General features: G+C 56.8%; 23 protein-coding genes. 9 read left to right on the plus strand and 14 right to left on the minus strand.

Annotated features, from left to right (window positions below; translation table 11 throughout):
• Nucleotides 1-2: 2 nt before the first annotated feature.
• The gene (locus G7Y43_RS08895) at nucleotides 3-1190 is read right to left on the minus strand and encodes an aldo/keto reductase (RefSeq protein WP_165046057.1); all 1188 of its coding nucleotides are present in this window, start codon (nucleotides 1188-1190) and stop codon (nucleotides 3-5) included.
• Between the two features lie 146 nt (nucleotides 1191-1336).
• Between G7Y43_RS08895 and larE the strand changes: the two genes are divergently transcribed.
• Genes larE through larC form a run of 3 tightly spaced genes read left to right on the plus strand, consistent with a single transcriptional unit; the run spans nucleotide 1337 to nucleotide 4108 of the window.
• The gene (gene larE / locus G7Y43_RS08900) at nucleotides 1337-2095 is read left to right on the plus strand and encodes an ATP-dependent sacrificial sulfur transferase LarE (protein WP_241158223.1); all 759 of its coding nucleotides are present in this window, start codon (nucleotides 1337-1339) and stop codon (nucleotides 2093-2095) included.
• Between the two features lie 13 nt (nucleotides 2096-2108).
• Complete coding sequence (gene larB, locus G7Y43_RS08905) at nucleotides 2109-2891, plus strand: nickel pincer cofactor biosynthesis protein LarB (protein ID WP_165046076.1); 783 nt, start codon at nucleotides 2109-2111, stop codon at nucleotides 2889-2891.
• Between the two features lie 5 nt (nucleotides 2892-2896).
• Nucleotides 2897-4108 (plus strand): nickel pincer cofactor biosynthesis protein LarC, encoded by a 1212-nt coding sequence (larC, locus tag G7Y43_RS08910; protein ID WP_165046059.1) that lies wholly within the window; start codon nucleotides 2897-2899, stop codon nucleotides 4106-4108.
• 185 nt (nucleotides 4109-4293) lie between these two features.
• On the opposite strand, the gene G7Y43_RS08915 is transcribed toward larC, so the two are convergent.
• From G7Y43_RS08915 to G7Y43_RS08965, 11 genes are all read right to left on the minus strand, one after another.
• A complete protein-coding gene (locus tag G7Y43_RS08915; RefSeq protein WP_165046060.1) occupies nucleotides 4294-5442 on the minus strand; it encodes a toxic anion resistance protein in 1149 nt (382 codons plus the stop codon).
• A gap of 63 nt (nucleotides 5443-5505) precedes the next feature.
• Complete coding sequence (locus G7Y43_RS08920; RefSeq protein ID WP_165046061.1) at nucleotides 5506-6885, minus strand: 5-bromo-4-chloroindolyl phosphate hydrolysis family protein; 1380 nt, start codon at nucleotides 6883-6885, stop codon at nucleotides 5506-5508.
• Between the two features lie 294 nt (nucleotides 6886-7179).
• The gene (locus G7Y43_RS08925; RefSeq protein WP_165046062.1) at nucleotides 7180-8043 is read right to left on the minus strand and encodes a TM2 domain-containing protein; all 864 of its coding nucleotides are present in this window, start codon (nucleotides 8041-8043) and stop codon (nucleotides 7180-7182) included.
• A 267-nt stretch (nucleotides 8044-8310) separates the two neighbouring features.
• Nucleotides 8311-9102: a TVP38/TMEM64 family protein gene (locus G7Y43_RS08930; RefSeq protein WP_165046063.1), complete on the minus strand. Its 792-nt coding sequence runs from the start codon at nucleotides 9100-9102 to the stop codon at nucleotides 8311-8313.
• Entirely contained in the window at nucleotides 9095-10024 is a 930-nt protein-coding gene (locus G7Y43_RS08935) for a PRC-barrel domain-containing protein (protein WP_241158225.1), read from the minus strand. Before G7Y43_RS08935 ends, G7Y43_RS08930 begins: the two co-directional genes overlap by 8 nt.
• A 143-nt stretch (nucleotides 10025-10167) precedes the next feature.
• Nucleotides 10168-10767, minus strand: coding sequence for a YtxH domain-containing protein (locus G7Y43_RS08940; RefSeq protein ID WP_165046064.1), 600 nt, complete (start codon nucleotides 10765-10767; stop codon nucleotides 10168-10170).
• 116 nt (nucleotides 10768-10883) lie between these two features.
• Nucleotides 10884-11351 carry a hypothetical protein gene (locus tag G7Y43_RS08945; protein ID WP_165046065.1) on the minus strand — a complete coding sequence of 156 codons (468 nt, stop codon included), beginning with the start codon at nucleotides 11349-11351 and terminating at the stop codon, nucleotides 10884-10886.
• Entirely contained in the window at nucleotides 11348-12178 is an 831-nt protein-coding gene (locus G7Y43_RS08950; protein WP_165046066.1) for a hypothetical protein, read from the minus strand. Before G7Y43_RS08950 ends, G7Y43_RS08945 begins: the two co-directional genes overlap by 4 nt.
• Nucleotides 12179-12221: 43 nt before the next feature.
• Nucleotides 12222-13514, minus strand: coding sequence for a serine--tRNA ligase (serS, locus tag G7Y43_RS08955; protein WP_165046067.1), 1293 nt, complete (start codon nucleotides 13512-13514; stop codon nucleotides 12222-12224).
• A 133-nt stretch (nucleotides 13515-13647) separates the two neighbouring features.
• The gene (locus tag G7Y43_RS08960; protein ID WP_165046068.1) at nucleotides 13648-13836 is read right to left on the minus strand and encodes a DUF6724 family protein; all 189 of its coding nucleotides are present in this window, start codon (nucleotides 13834-13836) and stop codon (nucleotides 13648-13650) included.
• Nucleotides 13837-13880: 44 nt separating this feature from the next.
• Nucleotides 13881-15920: a serine/threonine-protein kinase gene (locus G7Y43_RS08965; RefSeq protein ID WP_165046069.1), complete on the minus strand. Its 2040-nt coding sequence runs from the start codon at nucleotides 15918-15920 to the stop codon at nucleotides 13881-13883.
• 191 nt (nucleotides 15921-16111) lie between these two features.
• On the opposite strand from G7Y43_RS08965, the gene G7Y43_RS08970 reads away from it, so the two are divergent.
• The 3 genes from G7Y43_RS08970 to mscL all read left to right on the plus strand — a co-directional run bounded on the left by G7Y43_RS08970 (nucleotide 16112) and on the right by mscL (nucleotide 17496).
• The gene (locus tag G7Y43_RS08970) at nucleotides 16112-16423 is read left to right on the plus strand and encodes a YbjQ family protein (RefSeq protein ID WP_165046070.1); all 312 of its coding nucleotides are present in this window, start codon (nucleotides 16112-16114) and stop codon (nucleotides 16421-16423) included.
• Between the two features lie 10 nt (nucleotides 16424-16433).
• The gene (locus G7Y43_RS08975) at nucleotides 16434-16931 is read left to right on the plus strand and encodes a hypothetical protein (RefSeq protein WP_165046071.1); all 498 of its coding nucleotides are present in this window, start codon (nucleotides 16434-16436) and stop codon (nucleotides 16929-16931) included.
• 118 nt (nucleotides 16932-17049) lie between these two features.
• Nucleotides 17050-17496, plus strand: a complete 447-nt coding sequence (mscL, locus tag G7Y43_RS08980; RefSeq protein ID WP_165046072.1) for a large conductance mechanosensitive channel protein MscL — start codon at nucleotides 17050-17052, stop codon at nucleotides 17494-17496.
• A gap of 164 nt (nucleotides 17497-17660) precedes the next feature.
• Here the strand turns inward: mscL and nrdD are convergent, their stop codons facing one another.
• Together nrdD and G7Y43_RS08990 are read right to left on the minus strand one after the other, a co-directional pair.
• Complete coding sequence (gene nrdD, locus G7Y43_RS08985; RefSeq protein WP_241158226.1) at nucleotides 17661-18044, minus strand: anaerobic ribonucleoside-triphosphate reductase; 384 nt, start codon at nucleotides 18042-18044, stop codon at nucleotides 17661-17663.
• Nucleotides 18045-18324: 280 nt separating this feature from the next.
• Nucleotides 18325-19308, minus strand: coding sequence for a DegV family protein (locus G7Y43_RS08990; protein ID WP_165046073.1), 984 nt, complete (start codon nucleotides 19306-19308; stop codon nucleotides 18325-18327).
• 287 nt (nucleotides 19309-19595) lie between these two features.
• Between G7Y43_RS08990 and G7Y43_RS08995 the strand changes: the two genes are divergently transcribed.
• Genes G7Y43_RS08995 through G7Y43_RS09005 form a run of 3 tightly spaced genes read left to right on the plus strand, consistent with a single transcriptional unit; the run spans nucleotide 19596 to nucleotide 20505 of the window.
• Nucleotides 19596-19811: a DUF3791 domain-containing protein gene (locus G7Y43_RS08995; protein ID WP_165046074.1), complete on the plus strand. Its 216-nt coding sequence runs from the start codon at nucleotides 19596-19598 to the stop codon at nucleotides 19809-19811.
• Nucleotides 19808-20281 carry a DUF3990 domain-containing protein gene (locus G7Y43_RS09000; RefSeq protein WP_165046075.1) on the plus strand — a complete coding sequence of 158 codons (474 nt, stop codon included), beginning with the start codon at nucleotides 19808-19810 and terminating at the stop codon, nucleotides 20279-20281. Before G7Y43_RS08995 ends, G7Y43_RS09000 begins: the two co-directional genes overlap by 4 nt.
• Nucleotides 20281-20505 carry a DUF3791 domain-containing protein gene (locus G7Y43_RS09005; RefSeq protein WP_206214439.1) on the plus strand — a complete coding sequence of 75 codons (225 nt, stop codon included), beginning with the start codon at nucleotides 20281-20283 and terminating at the stop codon, nucleotides 20503-20505. The genes G7Y43_RS09000 and G7Y43_RS09005 overlap by 1 nt, the downstream gene beginning before the upstream one ends.
• The last annotated feature ends 343 nt before the right edge of the window (nucleotides 20506-20848 follow it).

Below are 20848 nucleotides of genomic sequence, written 5' to 3' on the forward strand. Positions count from 1 at the left end.
GCTTATCGCGTCATGAAGCGTGTTCCCAGGCGAACGATGCTGGGAAGACCGGGTACCTGAAGCCGTCGCTTTACGGAGATGAGCTCTTTCGGTATGTCGATATGCTGCGGGCACTTCTTTTGACATGCCCTGCACTGCACGCAATCGCTCGCGAAGTGCGCTTTGCCCTCCATGGCGCCCGATGCGGCAATGTACTGGTGCATGCCCTGATACCACCCGTGAGCAAACGACGTGTTGTAGGCGGCGAAGCACATGGGGATGTTCACACCTTTGGGGCAGGGCAAGCAGTATCCGCATCCCGTGCAAGGCACCTTGTATCGCTCGGCTATAAACGCACGAGCTATCTCGATCGCACGCGCCTCTTCGGCCGTAAGCGAACAGGGCAACGCGGCATTGGCAGTTTCGATGTTCTGGTCGAGCTGCTGCATCGCATTCATACCCGAAAGCACCAGGGTAACCTCCGGGTGATTCCACACCCAACGCAGGGCTAAGCGAACGGGATCGGTACTGATATTCGCCTGCTCAAGCACGGTTTGCGCGGCAGCCGGCAGCTCACTAGCAAGCTTGCCGCCAAGCAGTGGCTCCATAATAATGACGGGAATGCCCCTTTCAGCCGCCGCCTTAAGCCCGGCCGTTCCGGCCTGGTAGTGCTCGTTCATGTAGTTGTACTGAATCTGACAGAAATCCCAGTCGTACGAATCGAGCAACGTGGGGAAGTCCGCTTCACACCCGTGATATGAAAAACCGATCTGCCCGATGCGACCAGCCTCCTTTTGGCGGCGCGCCCATTCTTTAATGCCAAGCTCTTCCAAACGCTCCCACGCTCCCGCACTCGTCACGTTGTGGATGAGGTAGTAGTCCACGTGGTCTGTGCCGAGCCGCTCGAGCGAGCGCGAAAGGTACGTATCGAAGTCATCTTGCGTCTGGCATCGGGGAATTGGCAGCTTGGTAGCAATGTTAACCTTATCGCGAAGGCCGGGGTTCCGCGCGAGAATTTCCCCCAATGCAGCTTCGTTTCCGTTGTAAGCATAGGCGGTGTCAAGATAGTTTACGCCGCGTTGCACTGCCGAAAGGATGAGCTTTTCGGAAGCATCGACATCAATGCGCCCGCCAGATGTTGGAAAGCGCATGCACCCGAATCCCAGGGCCGACAGCTTCTTGCCATTTTTGCAGTCAGTCCTCAATTGCACGGCGACCGCCCCTTCTCTATTCTCTACAATGAATTGCAATGCACGGCTACTTGTTTACACTATACGTTCCATCTTACCGCTTGCCGAAGGGCAATGCGACAGCAGCAGAAGAACAGGATTGTGTGGAAAGGAAGGGCCCAAGGCGCGTGAATACTAAACTGAAAGCATGGTTTGCAGAGCATCCGCAGGTGGCGCTTGCCTTTTCCGGAGGTGTAGACTCTGCCTTTTTGCTGCATGCGGCGCGCGAAGCGAAGGCGAACGTGCGCGCCTACTACGTGATTTCGGCGTTCCAACCACAGTTCGAACGAGAAGACGCACGGAAGTTGGCGACATCATGCGGCGTGAAGCTGACGGAAATCCCGCTTGACGTGCTTGCCGATACGCGCATCGCTTCTAATCCACCGGATCGGTGCTACTGGTGCAAGCGCGCCATTTTCAACGCTATTGCGAATGCGGCGCAGCTCGATGGACTTCCCGTGGTGATTGACGGAACAAACGCAAGCGACAACGCATCCGATCGTCCTGGCATGCGTGCGTTACAGGAATTGGGCGTGCGATCGCCGCTGCGCGAGTGCGGGCTGACGAAGCGGCAGATTCGCGAACTCTCGCGCGAATTCGGCTTGCCCACGTGGAACAAGCCAAGCTATTCGTGCCTGGCAACGCGTATTCCGCACGACCAGCCCCTCACGGCCGAAGCACTGGCCGCCACCGAACGCGCCGAGAGCTTTTTGCGCGAATGCGGGTTCTCTGATTTTCGCGTGCGACGATGCGGCTCTTGCGCGCGCATTCAACTTCCACGCGATCAGTGGGATAAACTGCTGAACGAGCACGAGACCATACGAGCAGCGCTTGCCGCCGATTACGACGAGGTGCTGCTTGATTTAAAGGAGCGAACGAGTGAATAACGAATTGCGTAAGATGCTCGAACAGGTGCGCGCCGGCGAGCTTTCTGTGGATGAAGCACTGGGGCGCATCAGGACTGAGCCCTATCGCGACATCGGGTACGCGAAGGTTGACTTGCATCGCAAGGTTCGCCAAGGATCTACCGAAGTGATCTACGGCGCAGGGAAAACGCCCGAGCAGATGGCGGGCATCATTGAGACGCTGCGAGAAAGCGGCCAGAACACGGTGCTGATAACGCGCTTATCTGCGGAAGCGGCAACAGAACTTGACGGGCGCATCGACGGCCTTACCTACCATGAACAGGCACGCGTCGGCATTGTTGGCACCGTGCCCGAACCCGACGGCTTGGGCACGATTGTCATAGCCACCGGCGGAACAAGCGACATCCCCGTAGCCGAGGAAGCGGCGCTTACTGCCGAGGTGGAGGGCAACCGCGTGCTGCGCCTGTACGACGTGGGCGTGGCGGGACTGCACCGGACACTTTCGCACATGGACGACCTGATGAGCGCAACCGTAGTGGTGGCTGTTGCCGGTATGGAAGGTGCTTTGCCCAGCGTGATAGGCGGCCTGGTCGACTGCCCGGTTATCGCGGTGCCCACCAGCGTGGGCTACGGCGCGGCCTTCGGCGGCATCGCGGCGCTGCTAAGCATGCTGAACTCGTGCGCGAGCGGGGTTTCCGTCGTAAACATCGACAACGGCTTCGGCGCGGGCTTTCTTGCCAGCCGTATCAACCACATGAAGGCGAAGAGTTTCGGGGCCTCAGAAGTTCCTGAAAGCTTCGAGATTTCCAAGGAGTAAACCACATGCCCTTTCTGTATCTTGAATGCAATGCAGGCATCGCAGGTGACATGCTCTGCAGCGCACTGCTTGATCTGCTTCCTGTCGATCAAGCCACTGAAGCGATCCAGCACATGAATAAGCTGCCGCTGCCAGGTGTGCAGGTGAAAGCCGAGCGCACAAAAACCTGTGGCATAACCGGAACGCAGGTGCATGTGTTCGTGCATGGCGAAGAAGAACCGTACCACAACCACCACGGCGCGCACGCGCACGAGCACCACCACGAGCATCGATCCTACCTACAGGTGACGGAAACCATCGACAGCTTCACCTCATTACCCGAAGCGGTACGACGGAATGCATGCGCGGTATATCGCCTGATAGCGGAAGCCGAAGCAACCGTACACGGCACCACCATGAACGACATCCATTTCCACGAAGTCGGCACGCTCGATGCCATTGCCGACGTGACCTTCGCCTGCTTATTGATGGACATGATTTCACCCGAGCGCGTAATAGCCTCACCAGTGCGCACGGGCTATGGCAGCGTCCACTGCGCTCATGGCGTGTTACCCGTGCCCGCACCCGCCACGGCGCTTCTGCTCGAAAGCGTGCCGAACTATGCGGGCGACCTCGAAGGCGAATTCTGCACTCCCACGGGTGCCGCACTACTAAAATACTTCGCCACCACGTTCGCACAGCGCCCCATCATGAGCACGACAGCCATAGGTTACGGCATCGGCACCAAGCGCATGCCCATCGCCAACTGCGTGCGCGCATTCTTAGGCGAGACTGTCGGCGCAGCTACCTCTGACGGCGACATCGTGGAAGCTTGCTGCAACGTTGACGACATGACTGCCGAAGATATTGCGTTTGCCTGCGAGCAGCTGATGGAAGCGGGCGCACTCGATGCGTTCACCATACCCATTGGCATGAAGAAAGGCCGTCCGGGCGTGCTCGTGTGTGCGCTCTGCAAACCCGACATGCTGGCTGCCATAGAAGACGCGCTGTTTTGCCACACCACCACGCTCGGTGTGCGTCACCGCACCTGGAAGCGCACTACACTTTTGCGCGATATCATAGAAGTGGACACGCCGCTTGGCCCCGTGCGCCAGAAAGTCGCTCGTAATGCGCGTGGCACTGTTATACGCCGCAAATGGGAGCACGACGATCTTGCGCGCCTTGCTCGCGAGCACCACGTGAGCATCGAGGAAATCCGCCACAACATAGAGAAGTAACGCAAGGCGTGCTTCATGCCCGCAGTTGCTTAGCACCCGCAGCTACTTCACGCCCGCATTCTCGTACGGTATGCATCAGCGCAACCCACACCCCTCGCTCACAAAACCGGCAAACTGCCGAACGCCCTCAAAGGTGCGGGTTGCGCGCTACGCGCCATACGCTACGCGCTGTACGCTACGCGCAATCACCTTACCTGCAAAAGCTTGTCGCGCAACTCTGCTTCCATCTTGCGCATCTCACCTTCAGCCTCAGCTCGCTTCGCGCGTCCTTCCTCTTGGATGCGCATAACTTCATCGAACGTCTGAATGAGGCTCTCGTTGGTGGCGCGCAGCGTCTCGATGTCTACGATGCCACGTTCGCTTGCGCGCGCAACTTCCACCGTGGAGGTTTTGAGCTTCTCGGCGTTTTTACGCAGCAGCTCGTTGGTCATGTCGGTCACCGCTTCGTGTGCGCGCAACGCCGCCTCGTTATTCGCAAGCCCAAGCGCAAGCACCATCTGCCCCTTCCACAGCGGAATGGCATTCACGAGCGTTGTTTGAATCTTCTCGATCATGAGCATCTCGTTGCCTTGCACCAGGCGAATCTGCGGAGCAGTTTGCATGGCGATGGTACGCGTGAGATCGAGGTCGGAAAGCTTCTTCTCGAAGCGGTTGCACGCCGCCTCAAGCTTCTGAAGCGCTTCGGCGTCCTCGGTGCGCCCGGTTTGGCGCGCTTTCGTCTCAAGCTCGGCGAGTTCGCCCGCGCGTACATCCGCCAAACGTGCACGCCCCGCCAGCAGATACATAGTGAGTTCTTTGAAGTACGTGAGGTTCAGCTCGTAAAGCTTGTCGAGCGTGGCGGCGTCTTTCATGAGCGTCATCTGATGCATTTCAAGCGCGCTCACGATTTTGTCGATGTTCGCTTCGGTTTTGTCGTAGCGCGTCTTCATGGCAGCAAGTTTGTTCGTTTGGCGCTTGAACAGCCCCAAGAACCCCTTTTCTTCCTCGACGTCGAACCCTTTCAGTTCGGTAACCACACCCGTAATAAGATCTCCCACCTCGCCTAAGTCTTGCGTGCGCACCTTCTCGAGCGCCATTTCGGAGAAATCCGCCATCTTCTTCTGCGCACCGGCTCCGTACTGGAGAATCTGCTGAGAGTTCGCCACATCAATTTGCTGAGAGAACGCTCGCACCTGAGCACGTTCGTCATCGGTGAGCGTATCGTCGAGCGCAACTGCCGAAGGCTTCGCTTCAATGACAGACGCCTGCAAAACCGGTGCGGGTTCCACCTCGCTAACAGGCTCAAGGGTGAGCGTCGGCACGGGCATGCTGTCGAGAGAGATTTCATCGGTCATGGGCGGTTCCTTTCTCGTGTGGGTGCTGTGGGGTACGCGCCAGCGCCAACGGCGTCGTTTCGCTTACTTCTTAAAAGGATCGTGCGTAAGCCCTTCCTGCGCCAGCATGGCATTCAATACGCTGATGTCGGAGGACACGTCAAGCGAGAGATCCTGAAATGTTTCGTCGAGAAGCTTCTCGAACGCGGTACGCAACACGTCGAGCGTCTGTTCGATCTCCTGGCGCGAGCTTGCTATGTTGGCACCTTGAACGGGTTGGTCTTCCAGGCTGTCGTACGCTTCGAGCAACTTTACCGTCGTCGGCAAGTAATAACTGGTGAGACGCCCGATGCCGCCTACCACCGACGGCTCTTCGGTAACGCGCGCCAAAATGCGCCCAACCACCTCTTCAATGGCGACAATTTTCTCGCTCACTTCTGCGTCAGCAATGCGCGCGTCGAGTGCACGCAGGTTCTCGACAGCGGCGTTTCCTTCTTCAATGAACGCGCGTGCATCGGGTGGCAACTCACCACGTGCGCGCGCCTCCTGCGCTCGAATGCGCTCTTCCTGTTGCGCCGCAAGTTTTTGCTGGCGCTCCTGTTCGAGTTGCTGGGTACGGGCGCGCTGCATTTGTCGATACAGCTCGTACGACTCATCGGTCAACATAAGACACGTTTCCTCGTCGTCGATATGCCCTTGGGGAAGCATGCCCAGTTTAAGCAAACGCCGTGCCATACCAAGAACCTTCGACTCACTTACGTGCAACTGCGCAGCGAGTTCGGATATGCTGCACACCTCGCGCTCGCCAAATATGCGACGAAACGCCTTTACGCGCTGCGAGCTGCGCAAACGGCGAATACCTACAGCAAGGAGCCCGGCGGAAAGTGCCGCGAACGTCGCAAACAGCGCAGGAACAGCGACGGCACCACTCATACCAACCGCCGGCAAGGTAACGAGCATGACAATAAGTGCCACGGTAAACGTAACAGTCAGCGAGCCGCCGAAAACAGTCATGAGTACGCCGGTTGCTGTAAGGCCCGCCGTCGAGCGAAAGCGGTTTTTCATGCGCGCGAAACGATCAGTCCCATACGCCTTAGGATTGGCCATCGCTTGAGCCTGCCACAACTGCTGAGGCCGAGGCGGCTGCGGCGGCTGTGATACCGGGCGAGCTTGCTGGGGCTTCTGAGGTTTCAGGGGCTGCTGGGGCTGCTGGGGCTGCTGGGTGGTTTGCTGGCGGGCGCGCTGCCACTCGTTTGCTACGTGCCCCGCCGCCACGTTCGCCGCGTCGATGCCCGTACCAACCAACTTGACCACCTGAGAGACTGATTGCTCGATAGAACGGCACATCTTCTCGAAATCCTGGGCAGACATATCGCGCTTGGGCATACCAGTTTGCGCACCACGCGATGCGTTGGTGCTGTTCGCCTTCGAATTCCAATCTTTATAAGAATTGTGTTGACTCATCAACTGCCTCTCATGTGGAATGTGCGGACAAAATTCTACCATGCAAGGATGACCCTCTGAGCAAACACACAGGGAAAACGAGCTGCGCCTACCTGCGCCTTCCCTCCCCCGACATGCAACTTTGCCGCTTGATTTTACGACTCGAATAGTGTCGAAAAGCCTCGAAAAGCTCCCGCCGGCATTGTGTTTCCGACGGGAGCTTTTCGCTCATATACGAGTGCGGCGCCACTGCACCATGGCAAGAATGCAGCGGCGCCGTAGCGACATAGCAATAGTGCGGTAAGCGCAACGCCGCTAGAACCATTGACGCTGCTGCATGAGATAGGTTCGCTCGAACTCCGACTGGCTTTTCGTGAGGTACATAACGCCCTCAATGATGCTCACCACGCACATGGCGAAGATACCAATGCCGCATATCAGCCCACCGATAACCGTGATGGCCAGCATGATGAAGCCCGCCGTGTTGTACCCCAGATAGAACTTGTGAACGCCAAGCGTGCCTAAGAACAACGCGAGTAAGCCTGCCGCAACGTGATCTTTTGTCACGCCACCAGCCGGCATGGTTCCCGGAGCAACACCAGGCTGAGGCGGCATCTGCGGTCCGCTAGCGTAAGGGTTACCATAAGGCGGCTGCACAGGCGCTTGATAGTAGCCCGGCTGGCTTGGTTGGCTTGGTTGACTCGGCTGACTCGGCTGGTCCGGCTGCCCGTACGGCGACGCCGGCTGTCCCACTTGAAGCTGATCCGGTTGCCCATACAATGGCACCTGCTGCGGTTGCTGGAATGCCTGATACGGCGGCTGGCAGAACTGCTGTGGCTGCACTGCAGCATCCTCGGGCGCTGGCTGAGAGTTTGCTTCCTCTGGCGCTGGCTGAGACTCAACAACCTCCACAATTGGCTGAAATTCAGCCGGAAGATCAGATTCAATTGTCTGCTCTTGCGCTCCGGCATCCTCTGTCATCAACTGGGAGCTTTCTTCCTCGGGCGCAGGCTGAGAGTTTGCAGTTTCCGGCGTCTCTGCCTTACGTTGCTTCATTTCTTCTTCCATCTGCATGCGTAGCGACTCTACCTTCGACTGCGCTGCAGCGTATTCGGTTTCCGCCTGGGCAAGCCGCTCAGCAAGCGGACGCTGTAACGATTGATTGCCGTTTTCGGTCATACGTAACCCCTTCTATTCATAATGGTTTCGGAATAGCAATGTGCTGGGCAGAGTGTACTTGCAACCAGAAACTCGCTGGCTCGCGCCCTTCCATCGTTTTACCAACCGTTACCAAGCGCTTACCCACACGTAGGGCGTGCTCGAAACGCAACGAACTAACGCCACCAGTCCTGAGCAGCTAAGACGGACACCTGGCAACCTGAAGCCTGTGCTCGTGTACACCATTACACACAGGAAACGGCGCAACCTCGCTCAGATATGTAGGCGTTACTTGTGGTGTTTCGCTTCAAAGTACTTCATGATGTGCTCACTTGCCAGCAAGCCGGCAACGGCAATGATGGCGGCAACCAAAAACAGAAACGCGCTTTCCAGAAACTTCCCCTGCGTGAACCCATGCGCCGCGTAGGTTGACACCACCACACCCGGAATGCGCGCGATGTTTGAAAGCAACAAAAACTCGCGCAGGCGCATGGATGTGAGCGGAACCACGTACGTGAACACATCCTTAGGTAACCCGGGGATCAAAAACAGCACGAATACGGCCACGTTGAGCTTCGAGCCTTGTTCGAAATTGCGAATCTTGTCCATATACTTCTCGGGCACCATACTGCGAACAAACGGTGCGCCCAGCTTGTGCACGAGCTGAAAGACCACGAAGCTCGACACCACACACCCGACCAAGACGATAGCCGCCCCTACCCACGGGCCATACAGCAGCCCCGCAACGATCTGCACTGCCTCGCCAGGAATAACCGCCACCACTACCTGCAAGAACTGCAAGCCCAACAGCAGAAGCATACCCAACGGACCAGCTTCGCTCACCTGGCGCTTTACTTCTTCAAGACCGCCTTCTCCGAACAGCATTCCAAACAGCGGCCAACACAGCACCACAATGACGACCATCAGCACGAAGAACGCAACGAACCCGACGAACTTAAACACGTCGCCTTGCTCCATGCGATGCCCACGAACACTTACCTCTTCGTGCGCTTTCTCGTGCGCCTTCTGCCTAACAGACTCACGCTTGCTCGCAGTACTTTGTTCAGCGCGCTTAGTCATCGTGTCGCGCCTTGTTGTACTCATCCTTGAATGCGGCAAACATATTCTTTCCTTTGCCCTGCTTTTTCGCGGTGGCCTTTTTCGCCGAACCTTTTGCGGCAGCCTTCTTCGCTGGGGTAGGTTTCGGACCACGCGCCTTGTCATATTCAGTCTTGAAGTCGGAGAACATGGTTTTCGACTTCGCAATCTGCTTGCCAGTGGCATACGCTCCCTTGTTCACCGCTTCACCCGTTGCCGCCACGGCAGCACTTGCGGCGGGCTTCACGCTGCTTTGAACCTTGTCAACAGCAACGGCCGTTGCCTGCCCCGCCTTCTCGGCGATGCCGCCTTCGGTTTCCATACGCTTCACTTCGTCGGACACTAAGATAGCCCCCAGAACGGGTGCGCTTTCGCCTTCAGTGTCGCCTTCGCCAACAACGCTGTCGTCAACGAGCGCTGCTCCCATGCCTGTGCGAAAACCCTTAATCATGTCGGCAGATATGGTGCGCGTTCCCAGTACGGCGTTCGCCGTCATGCCGGAATTTGTTTCGAACGACTGCACCGCGCCCGTCATGCGGTCAAACGTCACATCGCCCACCACACCGAAGCTCGTGCCGTCCTCGGTCATGACCGGCAAGCCCACCCAGAGCACACAATCGTTCCAATCAACACCGAGTGCCTTGCACGCTCCCTTATTCGTCGCTTCGGGATCTTCGCGCACCACAATGCGGCCATCAACCATGTCGTAGCCGTTAATGGACACGAACAAGTCTTTGCGATGGAACATCCACAGCAAGTCGGGACGCTTCACGATAAAACCCACGACGCGCTTCGACCGAGGATGGAACACAAACCGGCGCACCTTGCCAATGCGCTTCGTCCCCTTCTTCCCTCCCAAAACGCGCATGCCCGTCATGCCGTTGGTAGTAATGCTCTTGGCCACGATTGTCCCCCGCATGTCTCGCTTTTCACGCGCACTGCCAGCGCTTGCGCAGTCTGGCATCGCTCATACAAACAATGGAGAAGCGGCGCCCCGCACGCCACAACCAACGCGCGAAGCAACCGCTTCAATTGCTTCCAAATAATTTAGGCGTTCGGCTCTTCAGCCTTCGCTTCGGCTACAGACGCTGCTTCATTCGCAGTTTCCGCAACGGCCTCGGCGGCCTGGGCAACGTCATCAGCTTTTGTTTCTACAGCCACAGCAGCCTCTTCGGCGTTGCGCGCAACTTGCGCGGCAATGCGCTGACGGGCTTCTTCGATCTTGTCGCGCAGCTCGTCGTTTTTCTGCGTAAATGCCGGCTTAATATTGTCGGTTGCCTCATGCACGCGCACGGATGCCTGACCGTACACTTCCTGGCCCTTCACCTTCGCCTGAGCTGCGAATTCCTGACCCTTAGCAGCGGCCTGCTGAGCAAATGCCTTGCCCTTAGCGGCGGCCTGCTGAGCGAAATCCTGACCTTTTTCGGTGGCGGTCTTCACCGGGTCATCGGATTCGACAACGTCCTCTACAACGTCTTCAACCGCGTCGGCGGCGTCTTCGGCGGTTTGCTGGGCATCGCCCCACATAGCGTTCACCTTATCACACACCATGGCACGGGTATCTGCTCCCGCACGAGGAGCGCATAGCAGCGCAGCCGCCGCTCCAGCCAAAGCACCGCCAAGAAACACTCCGAATTTACCGCTCATGGCAAACCTCCTTATTTGAAGAATCATTGGAACGAATTATACGCCACGTCAGGCCGCATCGCCTGAAAACACGAGCGCTTTAGAATTAGGTTAACGAACCGTTGCCATGTGTTCAGTTACGATTTCAGAATTTCGTTCAACAAATCAAGCGCTTGCCTCAGCGCCTTCATGGCCTGTATGTCGTCGATGAAGGAAAACTCCACGCGCGCGGTACCCGCATCCTCGCTGATCCATTCGGTCGTACCTACAAAAAGTGGCGCGTGCTTTCTCGACTGCGCGCTGGGATGCGAAACGGACTGAAAGGCGGACTGCAACGCGTCTTGAACCTGAATGTCGATAATCACGTGCTCGAGCACATGTGGAATCGACGTGCCCATCATAACGTCAGCAAAGCGCGGCCCCACATCGTTTATGCACGCATGATGTCGCAAAGCGGGCCGCTTCTCTAAAACCGCACCCATGATTTCGGCGCTGGCATAGCGGGAAACCCCCTTGCGAACCTGAACGTCGCAGATCATCCTGCCCGGATGCACTGCCACGCGAATCACGCGCAACGGCAGGTGCTCGCCGCTGGCGCGCGTCATTGCGACGTACCTGGCCTATCGAGCACCGACACATTCTCGCCCGATGGATCGTTCAAATCGGCATCCAAATACCGATGCAGCAGTTCGTTGACCATCCACGGGAAATCGTGCCACGCGTTGCCCAATAACGATCCAAACTCACCGTCTTCGATGACCAGCTGTGCGCGGTCGTGCGAGAAACGGTAGCGGCCGCCTCCCTCCATCGTTCCCATCGTGAAATGAATGGTTTTCGCCTTCGTGTCCAACGTGTAGGAATACGCCGCATCAGCGGCGAGGTTGATGTTTTCCCCGTCGATGAGAACGATCGCCTCCGTACCGTGGATCTGCCACTCCCCTATGAAGTCGGTGGCGTCATCGTAGCGAAACCAGCGGTTCCACGAAAACAATCCACCCACCACAACCAACACGATCAGCACCGTAGCCATAAAGCCCAGCGCGATCCGTACGCCAAGCGAATGCTGCTTTTTCGCCGCCGTGGGCCGCTTTCTCGTAACGTCACGAGTTTCCGTTGTGCGCTTGTCATCGGTCGTGTCGTCAGCCGCACCATCGGTCGTGTCGTCAGCCGTGTTGACAGTTTCGTCGGCGGCTCGCGCAGACGAATGCGACGAGTTGCTGCGCAGCAGGTTTTCCGCCGACGTGTCGCTACCAGCATCTACATCATCGCCGTCGAATGGCGATTCGTCATCGAACGGATCGTCCACAACGGGAAGCGAGCTCCATTTCGCCGTTTCGTCAGCCGTAGGCACAGGCGCAGACGCGGGATGCCCGAGCTGCCGGGCATCCGCGTTATTCTTTGTTCTCTTTGTCGGCTTGCGCTTCGTTACCACGTCCGCTCCTCGCCTTTCCCCTCAAGAGAATGCGAGCAGGTGCTTACGCCTGTTCGGGCGTGATGTATTCACAGCCCATGTAGGGCACCAGCACGTCGGGCACCTTGATGGAGCCGTCGGCCTGTTGATAGTTCTCCACGATGGCCGCCATGGTTCGGCCCACCGCCAAGCCCGACCCGTTAAGCGTGTGCAGATAACGAGAACCCTTGAAGTTGTCGGGGTCGCGGTAGCGGATGTTCGCGCGACGCGCCTGGAAGTCCCAGCAATCGGAGCAGCTGGATATTTCCTTGTAGTCGTTGTAGCAGGGCAGCCACACTTCCAAGTCGTAGGTCTTGCACGACCCGAAGCCCAGATCGCCCGTGCACAGCGAGATAACGCGGTACGGAAGCTCGAGCAGCTGCAGGATATTCTCGGCATCGGCCACCATGGACTCAAGGTCGGCCTGACTTTCCTCGGGCTTGGAGAACTTCACCATCTCAACCTTGCTGAACTGGTGCACGCGAATGATACCGCGGGTGTCGCGCCCGGCACTGCCCGCCTCTTCGCGGAAGCACGGCGTGAATGCACAGTACTTCAGCGGCAGCTGGCTGGCGTCAAGCGTCTCATCGCGGTGGATGTTGGTAAGTTGCACTTCGGCCGTGGGAATAAGGTAGAGCCCTTCGCGCGTTTTGAACAAGTCGTTTTCGAACTTGGGCAGCTGACCGGTACCCGTCAGCGTTTCGGCATTCGCCATGGCCGGGCACCACCATTCCTTGTAGCCGCGACTCGTGTGCGTGTCGGCCATGAAGTTGATGAGCGAACGCTCCAAACGCGCGCCAAGGCCGCCCAACAGGTAGAAGCGGCTCGCGGCCAGCTTTACGCCGCGCTCGAAGTCCATAATGCCCAGCTCGGGGCCAAGGTCCCAGTGAGCCTTCGCCTCGATACCTTCGGCGGCGAAATCGCGTGGGGTGCCCCAGCGGCGAACTTCGGGATTGTCGTTTTCGTCCTTGCCAACCGGTGTGGTGGCGTGCGGAATATTCGGCGTGGTCATGAGAATCTCGCGAAGCGCCGCATCGGCCTCTTCTCGAGCGGCGGTGAGGGAAGTCAGCTCGTCGTTGATGGTGCGCACACGCTCCTTTGCGGCCTCGGCTTCTTCCTTTTTACCCTGCGCCATCATAGCCCCGATGGACTTCGACGTGGCATTGCGCTCAGCCTGCAGCGTTTCCTGTTTCGCAATGGCAGCGCGGCGCTGTTCGTCAAGCTCTAAGAAGCGAGCGCTGTCCCACGAGGCGTTTCGATTCTCCATCGCCTGAGCAACGGCTTCTAGGTTGTCGCGTACAAACTTGATATCCAGCATTTCCGGCTCTCCTTTTCGTGCTTGTGCTCAAACGTCGCAAAGCGCACGGGGCAACCTGCACACAGCGCGCGACACAGCTTTCCGCCGGCGGCACCACTGCGCAGGTCACATGCGCATGCAGCGTGGTTTTCCGTTAATCTTCGTCCTCGTCGTCATCGTCGTCGAACAGCGACCAGTCATCTTCCCCTGCAGGGCGGTCAACGAACGTCTTTCGCGTGCGCCGCTCCATGATAACGCAGGCGATAAGGCTGATGATCAGACCCCCACCTATCAGGCATCCAAGACCTGCATACGTGTTGAACAGAAAATCGATGATTTCCATGACTGTCCTTTACCTGTTGTTCAACGTTGTCCAACGAATGCTTCTTACGAAGCATCTGCAAAGTATACACCGCCGTGCGCATCATGCTTCGAGGGAACGAACAGGCAGCACAGGAACATCGCCGCGATGGAGGCGAATGCCAGAGCGCAATCGGCAGGCGCGGGTACAAGCGACACACCGCCGCTTGCCATCCAGGCGCCGCCAATCAAACCGGCGACAATTATCACCCCAGAAACAGCAACACCTGCAACGGCAAACGCCCTCGTTTGACGACGGCGGAACAGCGCCAATAAAAATGACGCGACCAACCAGCTTGCGGCAGTGCACCAAAACTGCGGAGAAACGAGCACGCGCACGACCACCTCCTGCATGTTCGCGAAACCGGCAGCGCTCAAACATAGGGAAATGTTCCACCCCGACAGCGATCCGATCCCTGTCAGCGGGCCGGGCCCCAGCTCTGGCCCACACGTTGAGAGCACCAGTGCAACAACCAGGGAATACGCTGTGGCAGCCAGGGCGCGCATCGGCGGAAGACTAAACCCGGCAACCAAAGGCGTCACCCGCCCCAAGCCAACAGCGCCCGCAAGCACCGGAGAAAACGCGACATTCGCACTTCCCTTCGACGCCTTACCTGCGAAATACCACCACGCCGCAGTAACCGCCGCGAACACCACGCCTGCAGCAGGTTGCCCTTGTACCACAAGCGCTACAGCAAGCATCTCAAAGCTCGCAAGTGCACCAACGTGCGGCACCGCCAACCCTAGCAGCGCGACCACAACAAGGGGTACCACCAGCCACGGGTTGGCGACAACGAGCGCAACCGTGCTCGCAGCGCCCGCCCCAGCAGCGGACCCGCCCGCAGCCAGCGGGGCAATACCCGACAACGCGATCCACGACACAATGGCACTGCCCACACAACCAACGCCATGAGCAAGTGCGGAAAGTGCACGAGGCGATACGTGACGGGAAAGTGCTTGCGACGCTGGGATTATGTCGCGAAGGCGGTCGACAAGCCGAGTGTGCGGTGGCAGTTCGCCTGAGCCCCACTCATCTTCGTCATCGGGGTCTTCGAAGTCGCCACAGCTCACCACCGAAGCGAGTTCAGCTATCCCGCATTCGACATCGCCCAGGTATGGCAAATACTCGTCGGCGAATTCCTCCACCGTAGCAAAACGCGCGTCTGCATCAGGGTCGAGCGCATCGAATAGCACGTCATCGGCTTCTTCGTTAAGATCATCCCAACATAGCGAAGGCAGCACAAGCTCGGCATCAACAATGGCGGCCGCCGCATGCTCCAACGATCGCACTCGGAAGGGGTTTTCGCCGGAAAGCATCTCGTACGTAACCGCCGCCAGCGCCCATTCGTCGCAGCGCTCATCGAGCGGCTGCCGGTCGATCTGCTCGGGCGGCATGTACCCGATGGTTCCGCCTCCGGCATAGCCCACCCCTGTTTCATCAGCAAGCGTGGCAAGACCGAAGTCGGTCACCTTCACCTGTCCCTTTACGTCGATGAGCACATTGTCGGGCTTGATGTCCAGGTGTAGAACACCGTTGGCGTGCGCCACGCAAAGCGCGTGCGCCACTCCTTCGAACACTGCCGCTATCTGGTTCAGCGTGAGCTGGCTATCATACTCATGCAACAGCTTCGACAGCGACATGCCCTCAACGTATTCCATGATCAAATACGCAGTGGAATCGCGCACTTCAAAATCATGCACGGAAACAATGTTGGGATCCTCGAGCATTGCCGCCGTGCGCGCTTCGTCCAAACCGGGCAGGTTGGCAAGCTCCCGCACGAGTGGCGTCGAGTCAGGAAGGTCGGATTCATGAGTATCCGTCGAACGCAAACGCGCTGAACGAGCATCTAAAAACTCAGGGTCGGCCGGAAACGCCGACTCAGCTGGAAGCGATGGATGGTTCAGCTCATGAACACCAGCCGCATCGCGTTCGCTCAGTTGAATGGTCTTGATAGCAACGTAGCGCTGAATGCGCGTGTCCCACGCCTTCACCACCGTGCCAAAACCACCCGCACCCGCCTGTTCGACGGGCCGATAGCGATCGAGTATGAGCTTCTTGCCTTTCATGCGCCCATTATAGCGGCATCTGAGAACGCGCTGGCATCGGCGAGCATTGTCCTCAGGAAAACACTGAGTAAAGCCGTCTTGCTTTTTCGGAGCTTTTCTGCCCCGCTTCGCCACAGCTTACATGCTCGCTATACTTGGGAAATACTGATTAAGGCCAATACGCCTTCAACCACCAAATGAAAGGGGTTTTCATGATCGTTACCACTGCAGACGTCCTGCCCGGTCAGGCTGTTCAGGTTCTGGGCTTGGTTCGCGGAAACATTGTCACGTCGAGAAACGTCGGCCGCGACATGATGGCGGGGTTCAAGAGCATGGTCGGTGGCGAGATACAAACGTACACCGACATGACCAACGAGTCGCGCCAGATCGCCGAAGACCGTATGGTCGCCGCCGCCCAAACGATGGGCGCAAACGCAGTAGTCGCCGTTCGTTTCTCCAGCGAATCCGTGGCCGAAGGAACCATCGAGATGCTGTGCTACGGCACCGCCGTGAAGTTCGTGTAGGCGGCACCGCATGGGAATCAAAGTAGTCAAGGACAAGGTGTGGACGCGCATCGCCGCCGATGATGCCGACAGTGCCTTCATTAAGGAAAAAGTTGGCAAGTGGGAGGTTTCGTTCTCCGATTGTGATACGGCGGCCGCCCTGTGCAAGGAAGCCGTTGAGCGGGGCATTGTCGCTGAAGCACGCTACCGCAATGCCGCAAAGGGCACTATCGCGCTGTACGTAAACCGCGACGACGAGCCCCGGCACCGCAACGTGCTCGCATTCTTCAAGGAACACGGCATGCTTCGCCGCACGAAGAACGGAAACTACGCCGATCTTCCATTCAAGCTCATCTTCCCCGAAAACCCCAATGGTATTGGAAATAAAGCCGAAGCGGCCGAAACGACTGCAACGAACAGCGCAAACGGCACGACTGGCGCAAACAAAACGAACGACACGAACGAAGCCGCGCCTTCGCTGCAACTTTCCACCTTCATGGATGTGGAAACCGGGGAGTTCTTGCAGTAGAATCTGCGAACACAAGCGTGCGTTTGTCACTTCGCCCCACGAAACGGGAAACGCGCGTTGTTGAATATGGAACGAGAGCCTGCACGGAGTGTGGGCGGGAAGGACAGGAGATTAGCACATGAAAGGGCTCTTGGGCGAGTTTAAGGAATTTATCAACCGCGGCAATGTGATGGACTTGGCCATTGGCGTCATTATCGGCGGCGCGTTCACGGGTATCGTCACATCGTTGACCGACAGCATCATCAACCCGCTGATCGCCGTCATCGCCGGTGGCGGAGCAGACTCCATTTCGGGATTGGTGGTTCCTGGCACCAACATCGACTTCGGAGCGTTCTTAAGCGCCATCATTAACTTCCTTATTGTGGCATTGGTCGTGTTCTTCCTGGTGAAAGGCATTAACAACCTGCAGAACATGGGCAACAAACTGGCCCATCGCGGCGGCGAAGACGAATGTGCGGAAGAGCCCGTAGCACCCACCTGCCCCTTCTGCCTGGAAGAAGTGAAGGCCGGGGCAACCCGCTGCCCCCACTGCGCCGGCGCATTCGACACGCCTGCTGGACAGTAACGATACCACTGGCACTGCATCAGCTTTTGCTTCAACGTCGGAGACCCCGCAGCTCGCTTGGCGAGTTACGGGGTCTCCTGTTGCTCTGGGAATGTCTGTGGTAGCACGCTACGCATCCAAGTTAGAGAACGCGCAACGCTTGGCGCCGTATCAGGCAGTGCCTCTTAGCGGCAGCACTGGGGGACGCCATGCTTTACGCGGTCGTGCTCTTCGGCACGCTTGCCGTCGTTGAAGCGATCGAGCGTTCCCACCAGATATCCGGTGATGCGACGGATGCGATCGAATGGCACCGCATTGTACTCGTAGAAGATGCCCACATCCTCGCCATCGACATCGAGCGTCAAACCCGACACGGTGCTGTTGGGGTTGCGACGATTGCCGCGCTCGATATATGCGCGAACTTCCTGCTCGGTTACGCGCACATCGGTATCGTGAGCGTAGTTCACCTTCACGGACACATCCCTCACCATGAAAACGTCCTGCAAGGGCTTCTGATCTTGCTGAAGATTCTGCTGAACCTGGTTTCGCTCCAACACCGCCGTTGCCATGACAGCCTCCTTCGCTTCATCTCGCCGCCACAACACATTGGCTTACAGGTGCTGCGGCAACGTTGTAATCATTTTTTGTTCGCAGCAAATTCCCATTGCGAACTCGTCAAATGTCTCGGATATGCTACAAATTCAGTAGCATTTTCAAGCTCGAGGCAATCCTACCAGAAAATGTAGGGCACAGCAAGATAGACTCCCATATATTGTGGATCACACACTACCAACACGTTTAGCCGGTGTTACACGCTCCACATCGTCAGAACCGCACGACTACCGCGTGCTATTCCCTTCCCTTCGCGAAGAAGGCGACTGCGATAGCACCAGGTCCCACATGCGTGCCAATGGCACTGCCAACGGTGCGAATGGGCAAATCTTCCACATGATCAGCCCACAGATGACGACTGTCCTGCATATACTTGCGAATAAGGTCATCGTTCAGGCCTGAGTACGCCAACGCGTACGGTTTCGAGAAGTCGACGCCGCCCGCTTTCTCGATCGCTTGGATCAGCAAGTTATTGCCCTTCTTGCTGCCGCGTGCCTTGCCAAGCAGCACAACCTCGCCATCCTCAATGGTGATCACCGGTTTGATGGAAAGCAGCGTGCCCGCCGTCGCAACCGCCGCAGAAATACGTCCGCCGCGGCGCAGGTACTCAAGCGTGTCGAGCAAGCCAAGAACGCATATGTTGCGCTTTTCGCGGTCGAGCGCGCAAGCAATATCGGCGGCACCCATGCCTTGATCACGCAGGTGCATGCCCCATTCAATGAGAATGCGCTCGCCGATGGTTGCGCTCTCGCTATCCACCACAAAGACCTTACCCTCATATCCATGCGCTGCAGCACACGCGCTTTCATACGTGCCCGACAGCTTCCCAGATATAGTAACAACAACAGCTGTGTCACCTGCGGAAACAATGCGTTCGAACACCTCTTCGAACGCATAGGGAACAACTTGGCTCGTTTTCGGCAGCTCATCGCTTTCGATAAGCTTCTCGTAGAACTCAGCATGCGACAACGTAACCCCGTCGAGATATTCTTCGCGATTGCCCTGCTCATCGCAAAACGCTACCGTCAATGGCAAGAACGCATCACCGGTTACTTCGTCGGCTCGCGGTGTACGCGCACCATCTTCCGCAAGCACGTCATCGGCTCGGGGCGAACGAGCACCATCTTCCGCAAGCATATCGCTTCCGAGGATCGCTTCTTGGCGCGGACACGCCAGCTCAACCATGTCCGATGCCGAGTCAATCACAAAACGAACAGTCATGTTCGGATCCTTTCAATTTAGGCGCGCGAATCCGAAACTTGCCTCGCACGCTTGACGAATAATTAGTTTGACTATCAAACTATTTCGTCATCATACGCGTTCTTTCGCACTGTTGATTTAGCTTCAAAAAGAAACGAAGAAACTGCACGCAATAGCACTCGATCTTCTGAGAACCGCCCTAAAGGCGCTAGAGCAACCTTGGTGCGACAATTTCGTCAATCAGTTGGCACCGACTAGAACAGAACGCTGCTGCTACAATGCATAAAAGCACATGAAAAGAGGCTGCTATGTCCATCGAACAAATTGAGTTCGTCACATACTGTATAGGAAATCTCTCCAAACGTCTCGGTCTATCTCAGTCCGAAATATACAACATGCTCGCCACGAGCGGGATTCTTGACGGCTACATCATCGAAGCGTATGACGTACTTCATACATTTGGCAAGGAATACCTCATGGATGATCTTGTTGAATACATGCACGAAAAGGGGCTGATAGCATGAGGGTCTACCATGCATCCCCCTACGTAGTAGAAAGCCCCGACACAGTCCATTCGAGGAACAACCTCGATTATGGCCGCGGATTTTACGTTACAACGATTCGCGAACAGGCAGTAAGCTACGCAAGGCGTTTCACCCTTCGAAAGAAAGCGGCATTCCTTAACGAATACAACTTCGACGAGGCGGCCGTTGAATTATTCAAAGTTCTTCGTTTCGATGCTTACGATGAAGATTGGCTTGACTTCGTAATGAGCTGCAGAAAAGACGACGATCAAACCGACTGGGACATTGTCTTTGGAGGCGTTGCAAATGACAGAGTGTTTACCACAGTCGATTTATATTTCGCGGGCGAAATAACCAAACAAGAAGCGCTCGGACGTCTCGCGTACGAAAAACCCAATGATCAACTGTGTATTCGAAACCAGAAAGCCCTTGATATTCTGCTCAGTTTTATCGGCGCAAAGGAGCTGTGATGAGCGCAGAAGGTAAACAGACGGTGTTGCAAATGAAGTATGCGCGCATCATCGCTACGATTGCAGAAAAAGAAAACGTCAGCGCGCAAAAAGCCCTGAGTATTTTCTACAACTCGGAAACTATGCCTCTCATTCAAGAGGGAGTCGCTGATTTGCATTGCCGAAGCGATGAGTATTTGGCCGAGGAAATCCTACGGGAGCGACCAAATGTGTCAGACACCTGATGACATTCGCTTCTGTCATCCATAGATAGACACCTTATCCCGCTCAATCCTTATAATGCATGCGGTTTGCATGTTTTGTACCCTCCATATACGAGAACACAAGGCCTTATCCGCCTTATCGACAAGGCATACTTTGGGGTTGGTTGCAGTAAAGCGAATCGTTGATGTACCTCTCCACAACGCAGGTGGCCGACTCCCTTGGGTTTTCTCCTTTGGTGTTTCTAGCGCCAAAAAATGAGCGTTATTCCGCTAATTGTTAAGCACTATTCCATCAATTAATGAACGCCTTGAGAAATCATACAAATGTATGGTTTTATCAAGCGAATAACTCAACAACACAGAG

Source organism: Adlercreutzia sp. ZJ138 (assembly GCF_011038935.1).
Lineage (GTDB): Bacteria > Actinomycetota > Coriobacteriia > Coriobacteriales > Eggerthellaceae > ZJ141.